We start from the raw sequence: 15898 nt of genomic DNA, 5'->3' as shown, positions 1-15898 counted from the left end.
AAATTTATTTTACCTCATCTAGAACTGATAAAAAATCATTTCTGAGCTCCCTATAGGAGAAGTGAAGTAGAAAGTGGAAGGCACTATGCTTTCAGAGAAATTAAAATAGTTTTAAATTTAGAGTTTTATATACTATAAAAGCGACCAACTTTGGTCGCTTTTTTAATTTTATAAAAAAAAATAATATTTTTAGAGGAGTTTTTTAAGTTTAAACTCAAAGTTTAATTCTACGCCATTCCGCTCAACTAACAATTTTATCTTTTTACCTTCTTTACTAGAAAACAAATAAGTGATTTCTTGAAGTTTGTAGTTATAAGAAGCCTTTCTGTTAATTTCTAAAATGATATCGTCTTTTTGTAAACCTGCTTGATAAGCCGGTGAATCTTTTCTTAGTTCTGCAATTTTATAGGATGGTTTCAAAGAATACACATAACTATACACCATTTGAACCGTTGCACGATCACTACCTTCAGAATTCGATTTTAATAGGTCTGATTGCCTCTCTTTTACCATCTTACTTCCATTATGCATCAACTCAATACCACTCATATTATATAAGAATGGATCTTTAAAATATTTAGATGGTTTTTTAATGGTCAATCTTTTGTTTGGATAATCATAAACAATTCTAAACCGCTTTAAGATTTCTGAACCTAATGAACCATTTCTCTCTTCATGCCGATATGCTTTTTCGATAGAACTATAATTAGGATAGGCTACATTGGCATCTTTAAGTATATAAGTACCCAACATTATTTTTTTTATCTTACTTCGTTTACCATATACATTACCGCTTAACCCTCTTCCTAAATAATCATTAAAATGTTTTTCTGGAATAGAAATATCTAAACTAGATTCATCAAAAAGCCATAAGGCATCACTACCTCCAGAATCTATTAATAATTTAACAGGTATTTCTTTATCAACATCAACTGATGCATAGATGTATGGTTTATTTTTATAAAAATGCAATTCAAAATCTTCACAGCGTCTACAATCTTTATAGGTATAGGTATCTGGATTGTAAAACTTTACGCGTTGCGTAGCATAATTAATTTCAACAATAAAATCTCTAAATAAATCGCCACCAATAATTCCGTTTATATCAATGCCCAAACGTGAAGAAAGGTCTAAATTTTCACTTTGTATAGCATAGACCATATGCTTGTCATTAAAAATCTTACCCAGTTTAAAAGTGTTATTTTTAGATTTTACTGCATTAACATGATCCCCTTCACCGAGACCTCTTAAACGTATCTCTTCAACATTATTAAGGTTTAGCGAATCTTCTAATTTTAGATTGATCAGTAAAGAATTATCAACACCAGTATCTAATAAAAAATTCAGCTTTACATCATTCACTTCAATGGGAATAATAATTAAATTATTAACCATTTTAAAAGACAAGGCATAACTATCCTTATTACCCAGAATATTAAATTTATCTTGAGCAAAACTGTTACTAACAACAAACAGTACTAAAACAATATGTAAAAATCTGACTTTCAAATTTATAAAATGAATTTAAGTATTCTTAAAAATAGTGAATTATTCAATAAATTCCTATTTTTTTTAAGACTTTAACTTTTTAAATGACTTATTTTTAAGAATTTGACTATCCATTACTCAACTCAAACCTTTAAATTTAGTAGCCATTCACCTTTGAAATTATGATGTTTTAATATTTTATTTTCTAAGGTAGAAATTGAATAAAATTTCGCAATTTTGTTCTACGAACAGATTTTAATTATAGTTATGCCAATAGTATCAAAAAAAGGAAGCTTAATGCCGCAATCTCCAATTCGAAAATTGGTACCATATGCTGAGAAAGCTCAAAAAGCAGGTAAAATCATTTATCATTTAAATATTGGTCAACCCGATATAAAAACACCCAAAATAGCCTTAGACGCAGTAAAAAATAACTCGTTAGAAATTCTAGCCTATTCTAGATCAGAAGGTTCTGAAGTGTATCGTCAAAAAATAGCGGATTATTATGCTAAAAATGATATTCATGTTAAACATGACGATATTATCGTAACTACTGGTGGTAGTGAGGCTCTTCTTTTTGCATTTGGTAGCATTATGGATGTTGATGATGAAGTAATAATACCTGAACCTTTTTATGCCAACTATAACGGATTCTCAACCTCTTCAGGGGTTACTATTGTGCCTGTGGTTTCTAAAATTGACGATAACTTTGCCTTACCTCCTATTGAGGAGTTTGAAAAATTAATTACTCCAAAGACAAAGGCTATTTTAATTTGTAACCCTGGCAATCCGACAGGATACTTATACTCAAAAGAAGAAATAAAAAAACTAGCTGCAATTGTAAAGAAGCATGATCTCTTTTTAATTGCCGATGAAGTGTATAGAGAATTTACGTATGATGGTTTAGAACATTATTCGATACTACAAGAAGAAGGTTTAGAAGAAAATGCTATTGTAATTGACTCTGTATCTAAACGATATAGTATGTGTGGAGCACGTATTGGTTGTTTAGTATCTAAAAACAAGACCTTAATACAAACGGCATTAAAATTTGCCCAAGCACGTTTAAGTCCACCTACATTTGCTCAAATTGCTAGTGAAGCGGCTTTAGAAACACCACAAAGTTATTTTGATGCTGTTATTACAGAATATGTAGATCGTAGAAATACATTAGTATCTGAATTACAAAAAATTGAAGGTGTAAAGGTAGGTACTCCAAAAGGAGCTTTTTATTGTATTGCTGAATTGCCTGTAAAAAACACCGACCGTTTTGCACAATGGCTTTTAGAAGATTTTGATGTTAACGGTGAAACAATTATGGTGGCACCTGCAGCTGGCTTCTACTCTACTCCTGGGGTGGGACTCAACCAAGTAAGAATTGCATATGTACTAAATAAGGAAAGTTTAATCAAATCAGTTGCAATATTAAAAGAAGCTTTAAAAGTATACAAAGACTAATGCAAATTCAACATAACATTTCTTTACTGCCCTATAATACGTTTGGTATTGATGTAAATGCCAAACAATTTGTTTCTATCGAAAGCATAGAATCTTTGTGTATCCTTTTAGAACAAGAAAAAGATTTTTTTATACTTGGCGGAGGTAGTAATGTGTTGCTTACAACAAATATTGATAAATTAGTAGTTCATATTGCCTTTAAAGGGATAGAAATTGTTGAGCAAAGTGACAGCGATGTAATTGTAAAAGTTGCTGCTGGTGAAAACTGGCATCAGTTTGTATTGTGGTGTATTGCTCATAATTTTGGAGGTGTTGAAAACATGTCACTCATACCTGGCAATGTAGGTACAGCTCCTATCCAAAATATTGGTGCATATGGCGTTGAACTAAAAGACACGTGTTTAACTGTTGAAGCCGTAGCAATTGAAACTGGTAAAACAAGAACCTTCACCCATGCGGAGTGTGCCTTTGGCTACAGAAACTCCGTTTTTAAAAACCAATTGAAAGGTAACTATATTATTACCAACGTATTTTTTAAACTTACCAAAAACAAACATCAATTAAATAGTTCTTATGGGGCTATTCAGGCAGAATTGAAAAAAAACGGAATTGAAACCCCTACTATAAAAAATATTTCAGATGCTGTTATCGCCATCAGAAAAAGTAAATTACCTGACCCAGCAGATTTGGGTAACAGCGGTAGTTTTTTTAAGAACCCTGTTATTTTAGCTTCTGAGTTTAAGAACCTACAAGAAAAATTTCCAGATGCACCCCATTATAAGGTATCTGATACTGAAATTAAAGTGCCAGCAGGTTGGTTGGTAGAACAATCAGGATTTAAAGGTAAACGAATTGGAAATACTGGAAGCCATAAAAACCAAGCTTTGGTATTGGTTAATTATGGTAATGCTACCGGAAAAGAAGTATTGGCTCTATCAAAATTAATTCAGAAAACCGTTTTTGATAAATTTAATATTGCTATTGAAGCCGAGGTTAATATTATTTAGGTCATTTTGACGTTTTTATAATATATGCTCTCTTTATTCTAAAATTCATCTTCTTTTTACAACTTCATCATCTGAAAATGATCACATTTAAACCATCGTTTTGTTCTTGCGGAAGAGACCAACACGTTGGTAAATAGTAAGCATATTGATCATAGTGATATTACAAATGATGCGAAAAAAATTATGAAAGTTTACACCAATGATTAAAATAGTAAAAGCAAGTATTGAGCATTCTGAATTAATTGCTGAAATTGGAAAAAAATCATTTTTAGAATCTCACGGAAACAGTGCATCTGCAGAAGATATTAATAGTTTTGTTTCTAAAACTTACAACACAAAGAATATATCTAAAGAGTTTGAAAACACGAAAATTCAATATCATATAATCTATTTCAACAATAAAGCTGCTGGATTTTCAAAAATTCAATTGAATACGCCTAACAAAGACATCAATGAGTTATACGTAACTAAATTGGACCGGTTATATCTTTTAAAAGAGTTTTATGGACAAAAATTAGGCACGAAACTCTTTGATTTTATCATTCAATTATCAAAAAATCAAAATCAAAAAGGTATTTGGCTAGCGGTTTGGGAAGAAAATCTAAGAGCTATACATTTTTATACGAAAATAGGATTTAAGATTATAGGAAAATATAATTTCAAAATATCAGAAACACGATCAAATCCAAATCACATAATGTTTCTTAAATACTCATAATAGTAGCTAACAATATTTAAACTTAAATGCTAGATATAGCTCACTTGGAAAATTCCTTCGGAATTTCGTCATTCGCGTTTTATTTAGTAAATTCATTGCTCAAACCACACAACTAACCATACAAGAACGGTTGTACGGCATTAAGAAAATTGAATACTAAAATTAAGCAGTACAAAAAGCAATGATTTATGAGTATTATTCGAGTATTTTTCATTCTGATGATTGGGGCTTTTGCCATTAATGCTCAGGCAAAATCTGAAGTAGAGATTAGAGTTAACTTACAGGGTTACCCAAACAATATGCCAAAAAAAGCGGTTATTCTTAGTAAAGGAGCACTTAGCAATCCAATATTGATATTAAAAAATGAGAAAGGGGTAACACTAAAAACGTACAAAACCATACTTCATGCAGCGTCTTGGCATCCATTTTCTCATTATTATACGGCAGATTTTTCTGATTTTAAAATTGCAGGAACGTATCACTTTGAACTAAATGAACACCAAATTAAAAGTCAATTTTTTACTATTGGTGCTTATCCTAAATGGCAAGAAAATGTCGTTAGCTTTATAAGAACACAACGTTGTGGTTTTAATCCGTATACCAAACAGTTCTGCCATCAAAAAGACGGATTAAGTTTCTTCGGCAAAAGGTTAGATTCTACCAGAATTGATGCTACTGGTGGTTGGCACGATGCTGGCGACCAATTAAAATATCTGATAACGAGCAGTAACACGACCGCCAGATTGCTTATGGCCTATCAAATGAAACCAAGCAGTTTTCAGGATAAGGTTGATGCTAGAGGTCTAAAAGGTGTAAATAAATTACCTGACGTACTAGATGAAGCAAAGTGGGGCCTAGAATGGATCTTAAAACTTCATCCAAGTCCCGATGAACTGTATCATCAAGTTGCAGATGATAGAGATCATAGAGGCTTTAAATTACCCCATGAAGAAAATGCCGATTATGGATGGGGACCAAATAATTTTAGGCCCGTTTATTATGCTACAGGTAAGCCCCAAGGACTTTCCAAATACAAAAGCAAAGCAACAGGAATTGCTAATTTAGCCGGTCGTTCGGCTGCTACGCTAGCATTAGGGTATCAAGTGTTTAGCCAGTTTAAGGAATATGAAGTGTTTGCTCAAGCCTGTTTAAAGGCTGCACACGAATTGTACAACATGGGCAAGCAGCAAGAAGGTTACCAGCAAGGTAACAGCTTTGGAGCTCCGTATCGCTATGAGGAAAATACTTGGGCGGATGATATGGAATGGGCTGCGGCTTCCTTGTATAAGATTTCTAAAAAGAAAATATTTCTTAAAGATGCTAGAACTTATGCTAAAATCATTGGTAATTGGTCTTGGATGGAGCGAGATACTGCCAGCCACTATGAAATGTATCCCTTTGTAAACATGGGGCATTATGCCTTGTGGCAAGTTGGTGATTCAATAGACAAAAAAGAAATGAGCTCGTATTATGAACACAATTTAGAAAAAATAAAAAAGAGAGCAGAGAAAAACCCGTATGGGGTAGGCCATCTGTTTATTTGGTGTTCTAATAATCTGGCTGCTGCTGTCGCTACACAAGCAATGCTGTATGAAGAAATGACAGGTTCAAAAAAGTACCGCTTTCTCATGCAAAACCATATGGATTGGTTATTAGGATTGAACCCTTGGAATTCGAGTATGATTACAGAAATTCCAGAGAACGCTGACACACCGGTAGATGTACATATGCCATTTTGGAGAATTTATAAAAAGCCTATCAAAGGAAGCCTTGTTGATGGCCCACTTTGGTCCACCATTCACGATAAAATGATTGGAATTACACCGTCTGAACCTGATGAATACGCTCATTTACAACCTAAACACATTAAGTACATGGATGACTGGGCAGATTATAGTACTAACGAACCAACGTTGGATGGTTCAGCCGAATTACTTCTAATTTTAACCAAATTAAGTAGTGAATAAAATAATTTTAAGTTTACTGTTTTCTATAATCAATATATCTCTTTATGCACAACGTATAGTTGATAAGGAAGGAGCAATAGTTAGGTCTGATACCTTAAATAAAAATATTTACCTATGTTTTACAGGTCATGACTATGTTGAAGGTTTTGAATCTGTATTAAACGTTCTAAATAAACAAAAAGTAAAAGGGTCATTCTTTCTTACAGGTGATTTTGTAAGGAATAATGAGGGTTTAGTAAAAGACATTGCGAAACAGGGGCACTTTGTGGGAGCTCATTCTGATAAACATCTCTTGTATTGCGATTGGACTAAAAGAGACAGCCTTTTATATTCAGAAAAACGTATAAAAGAGGATATATTACAGAACCTTCTTGCTTTGAAAAAGCTAGATATTCATCCAAAATATTTTATGCCACCCTATGAATGGTACAATAAAAAAGTAGTGAAAATAGCTTCACAATTGAACCAAACCACAATCAATTTCTCTAGTGGTACACGTTCCAATGCGGACTATACAACCCCTGACATGTCTAACTATATCTCAAGTAATGCTATTTTAGAAAGTATATATAGCTATGAATCATCAAGCAGTATGAATGGATTTCATTTGCTTATTCACCCTGGTACTAGCCCAAAAAGAAAAGATAAATTATATTTACAACTAGATGATCTAATTACTAATTTAAAGAAGGAAGGCTATCAATTTTCGAAGTTTTAATTATTAGAAAAGTGGAGTGTGATTTGGAAAATATCAATTATTTTTAATGAAAAGGAAAATAACAACCAGACAACATTAAATATATAACCGTTTGATATGGGAGTGCTTTGAAACGCTACATATTCCAATAATTATAGCACATTTGAAGAGACACCTAGATTAACTTAGTAAAGTTGATAATTATCATAGATAAAAAAGCACAACCATTTTACTTTTGATAAAGCCAAAAAAAAAATGGAAATTCTAAAACTTACCGATAAGAATATTCAAGATGAACATATTTGTTGTGCAATAAGTGACAAAAAATGTAGGGATGGATATGAAAAGAAAAAAGAGTGGTTAAAGAAAGAATTTAAAAATGGTTATAATTTTCAAAAAGTTGACGTTCGAGGAAAAGTTTTTATCGAATATGTACCAATAAAAAACTCTTGGCTTCCATTGATTGGAAAGAATTTTATGGTCATAAATTGTTTTTGGGTTTCTGGACAATTCAAGGGAAAAGGTAACGGAAAAAGATTATTAGAACAATGCTTAGCCGACTCAAAAGGAATGGACGGTATTATTGCAGTTTCGAGTGATAAAAAAAGACCTTTTATGACTGACCCAAAATTCCTCAAACATCAAGGGTTTGAAATTATTGACGAGGCAAAACCTTACTTTAAACTATGGGGATTAAAAACAAATCCCAATTCTGAATTTCCAAAATTTATGGAAAGTGCAAAATCAGGTAATTGCCCAAATAATAATGGAATTACAGCATACTATTCAAATACGTGTCCATTTACAGAATTTTACACAAATGAATTATTGAAAGAATATGCGAAAAAGAAAAATATTCCTTTAGAAATTAACCACATTAAATCTCAAGAAGAGGGTCGAAAAATGCCCATTCCTTGGATTATAAATAGTGTTTTTTACAAAGGAGAATTAGTCAGTTTAGAAATGAAAGTAGAAAGACATTTGGAAAAACTGATTGGATAAAAAAAACGTGCTATAAAGTTGCTTAATTAATACAATTTTTCGTGCTTAATTTAAAGTTTCAAGCTTAACCAAAGTCCGCCATTTTTTTTGGACTTGGCAATTAATAAAAGGAAATGGATAACAAAAGAGTATTGGTTGCTGGAGCAACAGGATATTTAGGACAGTATATTGTTAAAGAATTGACCAAAAGAAAATTTGACGTTCGTGTTTTAATTAGAAAAGAGAGCCAAAAAAAATTGTTCAATGATGTAAATGATTTTTTCATTGGAGAAATAACTGATCCGAAAAGTTTAAGTGGAGTATGTAAAAATATTGATTGGGTGTTTACTTCAGTTGGTATAACGAGACAAAAAGATGGTCTCACCTACATGGATGTTGACTACCAAGGAAATGCTAACCTTTTAAATGAAGCCAAACAATCAGGTGTAGCTTCGCTTCTATATGTTTCTGCCATCGGTGGTGACAAGCTCAGATATCTTAAAATTTTCGAAGCGAAAGAACGGTTTGTAGACGAACTCAAAGATTCAGGATTGAATTATACCATTATGCGACCCAATGGTTTTTTCTCTGACATGAGAGATTTTCTAGACATGGCAAAAAAAGGGAAAGTGTACCTCTTTGGGAAAGGTGATTTTAAACTGAACCCTATACATGGAGAAGACTTAGCCCAAGTTTGTGTTGATAAGATAAGTTCAGACCAACACGAAATTACCGTTGGCGGCCCTGATATGCTTTCTCAAAATGAATTGGCTAAACTCGCTTTAAACGCATGGGGTAAAAAACCAAAAATAGTGCATTTACCTGATTGGATTCGAAAATTCATCATTTGGAGCTTAAGGACTTTTACTTCCTCAAAAACATATGGCCCCATTGAATTTTTCCTGACACTAATGGCTTTTGACAATAAAGCAGAACAATTTGGAAAACATCATTTAGTTGACTTTTTTAAAGACGAAGTAGAAAAGAAAAAAAAACTAATTACAACAAAGAGCGGTGTTAAAAAGCCAGCAAAACCACATTAACTTACCAATAAAGCACATTTATAATTCTGGTCTTTAGGAAACCTTGATTTAGCAATAGTAAAAGCCTGTTTTAATAACTTATTACAAACAATAATTAAGAGTAGTTTTTCATTTGTGTTATTGCCATTTTATGGCTACATTTGGTAGGCAGTCGCTAAATAAAACCCTACTCCACCCCAATTGAAGTGCTGTTCGTTTTAGCTACGTAATTACTAAAATAAAACTATACTAATTATAACGGGGATAAACGTATTGCGTTTGTACAATAGTTGTGTGCAATTTGGGGAATTTGGTAATTATACCAATTTTTGGTATATTTGATTTAAATTAGTACTCAAATGAATAAAAACACATCAATATCACTCGGAAATTATTTCGACCAATTTGTGCAAAGTAGCATAAGCCAAGGAAGATTTAAAAACGTTAGCGAAGTTATTCGTGCAGGATTAAGACTTTTAGAAGAAGAAGAAAGTAAAGTCATTGCATTGAAAAAAGCAATTCAAGAAGGAATTGACAGTGGAATAGCTCACGACTTTGACCCAAAAAAACATCTTGAATCTCTAAAAGCGAAAAAGCACCCGAATGGCTGAATATAAGTTGACTAATAAAGCTGTTGAGGATTTATCAAAGATTTGGGATTATACATTTGAGATTTGGTCGGAAAAACAAGCTGACAAATATTACGCTGATCTGATTTCTAATTGTCAAGAAATTGCAGAAAGCCCAGACATAGGGAAATTCTACGATGGAATATCAAAGCAACTTCTCGGAATGAGTGCAAATCGACATATAATATTCTACAGAACTTTGAACGAAAATTATGTTGAAATAACGAGAATATTGCACGAAAGAATGGATTTGAAGAAAAGAATAGCTGAATAAAAACTGCACACAACAAAGTACTGTGCTAAATAACCAGTAAAACCACATTAGTTTACCACAAAAGTACTTTTATAGTTCCCATCATATATTAATCTTGATTTAGCAATCGCCAAAGCCTATTTTAATAACTTATTACAAACAATAATTAAGACTAGATTTTCATTTGTGTTATTGCCATTTTATGGCTACATTTGGTAGGCAGTCGCTAAATAAAACCCTACTCCACCCCAAATGAAGTGCTGTTCGCTTTAGCTACGTAATTACAAGAAAAACTATAATAAACATAACAGGTATAAACGCATTGCGTTTATACAATAGTTAATAGTCATTAATTCGGAGGTTCGTAAAATCCAATGTTTATGGAGAGAAATAAGATGTAAAATAACCGTGACATTGATAAAAAAAGGGGATTACCTTCACCCACACCGACTTTAGATTCAGGGAATCGAGTAAATCCTGATTTACAATCGTTTCACGATATAAAGTCGAACTGAGTTCAAGGTACTGTTTTATTATGACAAAGTCAAGTTTATTGGTCTGTACAGTCTTCCTCTCTACGTTTTTTAGCTCTAGCTAAAATCCATAGAGGCAAGTTATTTTACTTACTAACTCAAAGGAAACTGCCTTTGAGTTCCGATTAACAACAACTAACGTATGTGTAAAGAGAATAAAACTAACGTTTTACTATCTTTACACATACGTTAGGGTGCATTACGACAAAAATCCGTTGAATTCAAAAAACTGAATGACAAGAATAAGTTTTAATAAGAGCAAAATATCAGTTCAAAATATTGGAAAACAAAGATTTTGGTTTGGAATTCTAGCAGGTTTTATTTCAGCCTTATCAATTTCCTTGGCTTTTAATCAAGCAAGAGAAGTTTTTCGGTTTTTTACGAGTACGTCAGCCGACTTATTAATTTTAGAAAATCAAGAGTTAACCTTTTTTAACTACTTTTTCGCTTCACTATCAACTGTATTAGGACTTGCAATTTGGATTTGGATGGGTAATCGAACTCGTACAAGAAAAATGGACAAACTTTATAAACAACTGTCAAGAACAAATGCTTTATTAATTTTTTGGTTAATCTTAATGATGATTGCTCGATTTGGTTCGATATTGCCATTTATATTGTTTGGAACTCCAGGTTATGATAACCAGTTAAATCTATATAATGATTATTGGATTTTATTTGTTCTTATTCCAATTGTATTTTTTGCTCAAAGTTGGTTTTCAGTTAGACTTGTTTATCGAGCAGGAAAATGGATATTTCTTTCATTACTTATTTGTACGATTACAGCATTTACACTTTCTAAAACAAGTACAGTTGACCAAGAAAAACTTAATAATGCTTATTTTAAACGATACGAAAAGGACTATGAATACATTGACAAAGAAATCTCTAAATCGAAAGTAAATTACGGAATTGAATACGACAGTAAAACAATTGAAATACTTAAAAAATGGCACGCTGAAAGTTCCGTTGAACAAGTGAACAGTATTAAAACAGCCTTTGCAAAAGGGAATGAAGTATCAATTGACACTCTTGTTCTTCAGAAAATTGTAATCCATAATTTTAAAAGAGGAAGTTGGTATAATCATAGACGAAATTCTTTAGAAAATTGGCCTTACGCATTACCAAAAGACATTTTAAAACAAATTGGTTACTTTGAAAGTAATTCAAACGAAACAAAAGAACTTTTTGATATTTTGAAAGAACAGATAAATTTAGTTAATACACCTAGAATTAAATGGGATGAATACAAAAACTATACAGAGACAGAGAGAAGAAAGAGTATTGGTGTAAAATATAATATTCCCGAAATACTTATTTACCAATTAACAGAAGTACGTGATAGCCTAATGAATATGGAGAGATATTCTGAATTGAATAAAATATTACCTGAAATAATAAAGGAAAATAAGAAAAACGCACCCTAACAAAGTACTGTGCTAAAAAACCAGTAAAACCACACTAATGCACCAATTAAGCCTGTCTATAATTATGGTAGTAAGCTACTCTTGATTTAGCAATAGTAAAAGCCTATTTAAACAACTTATTACAAACAATAATTAAGACTAGAATTTCTTTTGTGTTATTGCCATTTTATGGCTACATTTGGTAAGCAGTCGCTAAATAAAACCCTACTCCAACCCAATTGAATTACTGTTTGTTTTAGCTACGTAATTACAAGAAAAAACTATACTTATTATAATGGGAATAAATGTATTGCGTTTATACAATAGTTAGGCAACATTTGAGAAATGACGAAGCAAGAATTTTTATTCCATCTAAAGGGAGCAAGTTTAGTATCATTGAAATTTGCGGAAAATTATGTAAAAAACAAACTGACAACTGATTTTAAATACAACGTGATTTTAAATGCTTCAACTGACAATCCAAATCTAACCCAATTTGACATTTATCCAGAGGATGATGGAAAAATGAACTTGGATTTGACCGACAAAGAAGTTGTCGAATTACTATATCGGAATGGAAAAGTGCCAGTTTGGATTGACATTAATGTGCTAAAATCGAGCAGGAAAAGCACAACTTTCAATCTGCTTTGTGCTGGCAGATATTCGGATGATAAGAAAGAATACTATTATAACGATAATGGTTCTGGTCCATTCGGAATTAAAAGTCCAAAATTACCAATTGGATATAAAGAAGGACGAAAATTTAAACTTAATTGAGATTTGGAAATATTATATAAACTTTTACAAGTCCTATGTTTATTCGGATTTATTTACTTGTGGAACCGCTTTATTGTTAGATATATGATTAAAGCATTGGTTGGGTTTCACAAAAGAAATAATCAAAAAAACATTAATAGACAGCCAATAAAATTTCTAATCAACAATGAGGAAAATATTTATAAGATTTATGCTTCTTTATTTTGGTTTGGAGCACTTGTAATATCCTATGGGATTTTATTTAATTAAAAAACGACCGCTAACAAAGTACTGTGCTAAAAAACCAGTAAAACCAAATTAATTTACAACAAAAGTCCTTCTATAATTATGGTAGTAAGGTAACCTTGATGTAGCGATAGCAAAAGCCTGTTTTAACGACTCACAACAAACAATAATTAAGAGTAGTTTTTCATTTGTGTTATTGCCATTTTATGGCTACATTTGGTAAGCAGTCGCTAAATAAAACCCCTACTCCAACCCAATTGAAGTGCTGTTTCTTTAGCTTCGTTATTACAAGAATAAAACTATTATAATTATAACGGATATAAACGCAATACGTTTATACAATTGTTAATAGTCATTAATTCGGAGGTTCGTAAAATCCAATGTTTATGGAGAGAAATAAGATGTAAAATAACCGTGACATTGATAAAAAAAGGGGATTACCTTCACCCACACCCACACCGACTTTAGATTCAGGGAATCGAGTAAATCCTGATTTACAATCGTTTCACGATATAAAGTCGAACTGAGTTCAAGGTACTGTTTTATTATGACAAAGTCAAGTTTATTGGTCTGTACAGTCTTCCTCTCTACGTTTTTTAGCTCTAGCTAAAATCCATAGAGGCAAGTTATTTTACTTACTAACTCAAAGGAAACTGCCTTTGAGTTCCGATTAACAACAACTAACACTATGTAAAGAGAATAAAACTAACGTTTTACTATCTTTACACATACGTTAGCAAACATATCAAAACTAAATGCGAATATTAAACTTAATAATAATAATACTATTTATGACTAGTTAAAATTTGAACATATAATAAAATAAAAATTGCCCAAAACACTTATAATTGATTGCAAGTAATAGCTTACTTCTATGAATACGTTCACTAACAAAATCATAACTTTTCTGATTTTAAATATGGTTTTTAATTGCTAAATTAGATGCATAATTACGTTTGTAATTATATGCACCAACATTGAAGTGTATAAACCTAACTAAGCCAATTGTAAAACATATGAAAGTAACAAAACTACTTTATACAATTTCCCTATTAATAATAGGCACTTTTATTTCTTGTGATCATAAAAAAGGAGTAAAGGAAAAATTAAACTCAGCTGAGGTAGTTATTTATGGTGGCACCTCTACCGGAATTTCCGCCGCAATTCAATCCGCTAGGCTTGGAAATTCAGTTATAGTAATAGAACACACAAATCGCCTTGGTGGTCTTACCACTGGTGGTCTAGGTCAGACTGACATCGGAAATAAAAGAGTAATTGGAGGAATTGCTCGTGAGTTTTATCAAAACATAAAAAAACACTATCAAGATTCTACCAATTGGAATTGGCAGCGAAAATCTGAGTATTTGGATGGAGGACAAACACGTTCTAACAAAAAGGAAGATGCTATGTGGACTTTTGAACCTTCAGTTGCACTCAAAGTATTCGAAAACATGATCAAAGACCTTGATATACAAATTGTTTATAACCAGCAACTTAACCGAATATCTGGTGTTTCAAAGAACAATGGCTTTATTAATTCCATTACTATGGAATCAGGTAGAACGTATTCAGGTAAAATGTTTATTGATGCCACCTATGAAGGTGATCTAATGGCAGCTGCTGGAGTGAATTACACCATTGGAAGAGAATCTAATTCTCAATTTGGAGAGTCTCTAAATGGTGTTCAGGCCGAGCACATCAGTAAAACATTACTCGGCACAAAATCAAATAATAGTATTTACCATAATTTCATTGATGGCGTTGATCCTTATATCGTAAAAGGAGATCCTTCAAGCGGGCTTCTCCCTTTTATTACTGAAGGAGGCTCAGGAATAGACGGACAAGGTGACAAACGAATACAGGCTTATTGCTTCAGAATGACGTTGACTGACCATCCAGAAAACAGGATACCATTTACGAAACCAAAAGATTATGACGAACTTGAATATGAGCTTCTTTTCCGTAATTATGAAGCTGCTGTCGGTCCCATAGAAAAAATGTACACTTATGGTGATGCTTTGGTTCCATGGATAAATTCTGCTATGCCTAATCGGAAAACGGACACCAATAATCAAAAGGGTTTTTCGACTGATTTTATTGGACAGAACTGGGAATACCCCGAAGCTTCGTATGAAAAACGTCAAAAAATTGTAGCACGTCATCTACACTATCAACAAGGATTAATGTGGACCTTAGCCAATCATCCACGTATTCCTAAAAAAGTAAGAGATAAGGTGTCACAATGGGGAACATGTAAAGATGAATATGACAGCGAAGATGGTTGGCAACAACAATTATACATTAGAGAAGCACGCCGAATGATTAGCAATTATGTAATGACTCAAAAAAACTGTGAAGGAATTGAAATTGTCGATGATCCTATAGGAATGGCTGCCTACGGAATGGATTCTCACCACATTAAACGCTATGTAAACTCAAAAGGTTATGTATCAAATGAAGGAAATGTAGAAGCTCATGTTAAAGCACCTTTTCCTATCAGTTACCAATCAATTGTACCAAAAAAAGAAGAATGTTCTAATTTGATTGTTCCCATTTGCCTAAGTGCTTCACATATTGCATTTGGATCAATTAGGATGGAACCCGTATTTATGGTTCTAGGTCAAAGCTCAGCAGTTATTGCTAGTTTGGCAATAGAAGAAAATAAGGCCGTTCAAGAGTTGAAATATAATAAGATTAGAGAAATGTTGATTAGACAAGAACAAATATTAGAATAAAA

Annotated in this window: 13 protein-coding genes; 12 read left to right on the top strand and 1 reads right to left on the bottom strand. The window is 32.3% G+C overall.

The features are described 5' to 3' along the window. Window positions 1-189: 189 nt before the first annotated feature. On the bottom strand, window positions 190-1509 hold the full coding sequence (locus D3P13_RS18205) for an aspartyl protease family protein (RefSeq protein ID WP_117884360.1): 1320 nt from the start codon (window positions 1507-1509) through the stop codon (window positions 190-192). 246 nt (window positions 1510-1755) lie between these two features. Between D3P13_RS18205 and D3P13_RS18200 the strand changes: the two genes are divergently transcribed. From D3P13_RS18200 to D3P13_RS18145, 12 genes are all read left to right on the top strand, one after another. Then, a complete protein-coding gene (locus D3P13_RS18200) occupies window positions 1756-2946 on the top strand; it encodes a pyridoxal phosphate-dependent aminotransferase (protein WP_117884358.1) in 1191 nt (396 codons plus the stop codon). After that, on the top strand, window positions 2946-3953 hold the full coding sequence (murB, locus tag D3P13_RS18195) for a UDP-N-acetylmuramate dehydrogenase (protein ID WP_117884356.1): 1008 nt from the start codon (window positions 2946-2948) through the stop codon (window positions 3951-3953). Before D3P13_RS18200 ends, murB begins: the two co-directional genes overlap by 1 nt. A 199-nt stretch (window positions 3954-4152) precedes the next feature. Beyond that, window positions 4153-4671 (top strand): GNAT family N-acetyltransferase, encoded by a 519-nt coding sequence (locus D3P13_RS18190; RefSeq protein ID WP_232829240.1) that lies wholly within the window; start codon window positions 4153-4155, stop codon window positions 4669-4671. A 188-nt stretch (window positions 4672-4859) separates the two neighbouring features. Continuing rightward, window positions 4860-6638 (top strand): glycoside hydrolase family 9 protein, encoded by a 1779-nt coding sequence (locus tag D3P13_RS18185; protein WP_117884354.1) that lies wholly within the window; start codon window positions 4860-4862, stop codon window positions 6636-6638. Next, window positions 6631-7356, top strand: a complete 726-nt coding sequence (locus tag D3P13_RS18180) for a polysaccharide deacetylase family protein (protein WP_117884352.1) — start codon at window positions 6631-6633, stop codon at window positions 7354-7356. Before D3P13_RS18185 ends, D3P13_RS18180 begins: the two co-directional genes overlap by 8 nt. A 234-nt stretch (window positions 7357-7590) precedes the next feature. Further along, complete coding sequence (locus tag D3P13_RS18175) at window positions 7591-8337, top strand: YoaP domain-containing protein (protein ID WP_117884350.1); 747 nt, start codon at window positions 7591-7593, stop codon at window positions 8335-8337. 113 nt (window positions 8338-8450) lie between these two features. Further along, window positions 8451-9359, top strand: coding sequence for an SDR family oxidoreductase (locus tag D3P13_RS18170; RefSeq protein ID WP_117884347.1), 909 nt, complete (start codon window positions 8451-8453; stop codon window positions 9357-9359). A 338-nt stretch (window positions 9360-9697) separates the two neighbouring features. Beyond that, window positions 9698-9949 (top strand): type II toxin-antitoxin system ParD family antitoxin, encoded by a 252-nt coding sequence (locus tag D3P13_RS18165; RefSeq protein ID WP_117884345.1) that lies wholly within the window; start codon window positions 9698-9700, stop codon window positions 9947-9949. Further along, on the top strand, window positions 9942-10241 hold the full coding sequence (locus tag D3P13_RS18160) for a type II toxin-antitoxin system RelE/ParE family toxin (RefSeq protein ID WP_117884343.1): 300 nt from the start codon (window positions 9942-9944) through the stop codon (window positions 10239-10241). Before D3P13_RS18165 ends, D3P13_RS18160 begins: the two co-directional genes overlap by 8 nt. A 745-nt stretch (window positions 10242-10986) precedes the next feature. Continuing rightward, window positions 10987-12180, top strand: a complete 1194-nt coding sequence (locus D3P13_RS18155) for an MFS transporter (protein ID WP_117884341.1) — start codon at window positions 10987-10989, stop codon at window positions 12178-12180. Window positions 12181-12504: 324 nt separating this feature from the next. Then, window positions 12505-12936 carry a hypothetical protein gene (locus tag D3P13_RS18150; protein ID WP_117884339.1) on the top strand — a complete coding sequence of 144 codons (432 nt, stop codon included), beginning with the start codon at window positions 12505-12507 and terminating at the stop codon, window positions 12934-12936. A 1241-nt stretch (window positions 12937-14177) separates the two neighbouring features. Next, window positions 14178-15896, top strand: coding sequence for an FAD-dependent oxidoreductase (locus D3P13_RS18145; protein WP_117884337.1), 1719 nt, complete (start codon window positions 14178-14180; stop codon window positions 15894-15896). Window positions 15897-15898: the final 2 nt, after the last annotated feature.

This window comes from Aureibaculum luteum (assembly GCF_003449015.1).
Lineage (GTDB): Bacteria > Bacteroidota > Bacteroidia > Flavobacteriales > Flavobacteriaceae > Aureibaculum > Aureibaculum luteum.
Note: the sequence above shows the minus strand (reverse complement) of the source record. Positions and strands in the feature narration are given on the sequence as shown.

Bases quoted from the DNA above. Each gene is read 5' to 3' on its own strand.
- D3P13_RS18200 (WP_117884358.1), top strand. From the start codon at position 1,756: ATGCCAATAGTATCAAAAAAAGGAAGCTTAATGCCGCAATCTCCAATT.
- murB (WP_117884356.1), top strand. From the start codon at position 2,946: ATGCAAATTCAACATAACATTTCTTTACTGCCCTATAATACGTTTGGT.
- D3P13_RS18190 (WP_232829240.1), top strand. From the start codon at position 4,153: ATGATTAAAATAGTAAAAGCAAGTATTGAGCATTCTGAATTAATTGCT.
- D3P13_RS18185 (WP_117884354.1), top strand. From the start codon at position 4,860: ATGAGTATTATTCGAGTATTTTTCATTCTGATGATTGGGGCTTTTGCC.
- D3P13_RS18175 (WP_117884350.1), top strand. From the start codon at position 7,591: ATGGAAATTCTAAAACTTACCGATAAGAATATTCAAGATGAACATATT.
- D3P13_RS18170 (WP_117884347.1), top strand. From the start codon at position 8,451: ATGGATAACAAAAGAGTATTGGTTGCTGGAGCAACAGGATATTTAGGA.
- D3P13_RS18165 (WP_117884345.1), top strand. From the start codon at position 9,698: ATGAATAAAAACACATCAATATCACTCGGAAATTATTTCGACCAATTT.
- D3P13_RS18160 (WP_117884343.1), top strand. From the start codon at position 9,942: ATGGCTGAATATAAGTTGACTAATAAAGCTGTTGAGGATTTATCAAAG.
- D3P13_RS18155 (WP_117884341.1), top strand. From the start codon at position 10,987: ATGACAAGAATAAGTTTTAATAAGAGCAAAATATCAGTTCAAAATATT.
- D3P13_RS18150 (WP_117884339.1), top strand. From the start codon at position 12,505: ATGACGAAGCAAGAATTTTTATTCCATCTAAAGGGAGCAAGTTTAGTA.
- D3P13_RS18145 (WP_117884337.1), top strand. From the start codon at position 14,178: ATGAAAGTAACAAAACTACTTTATACAATTTCCCTATTAATAATAGGC.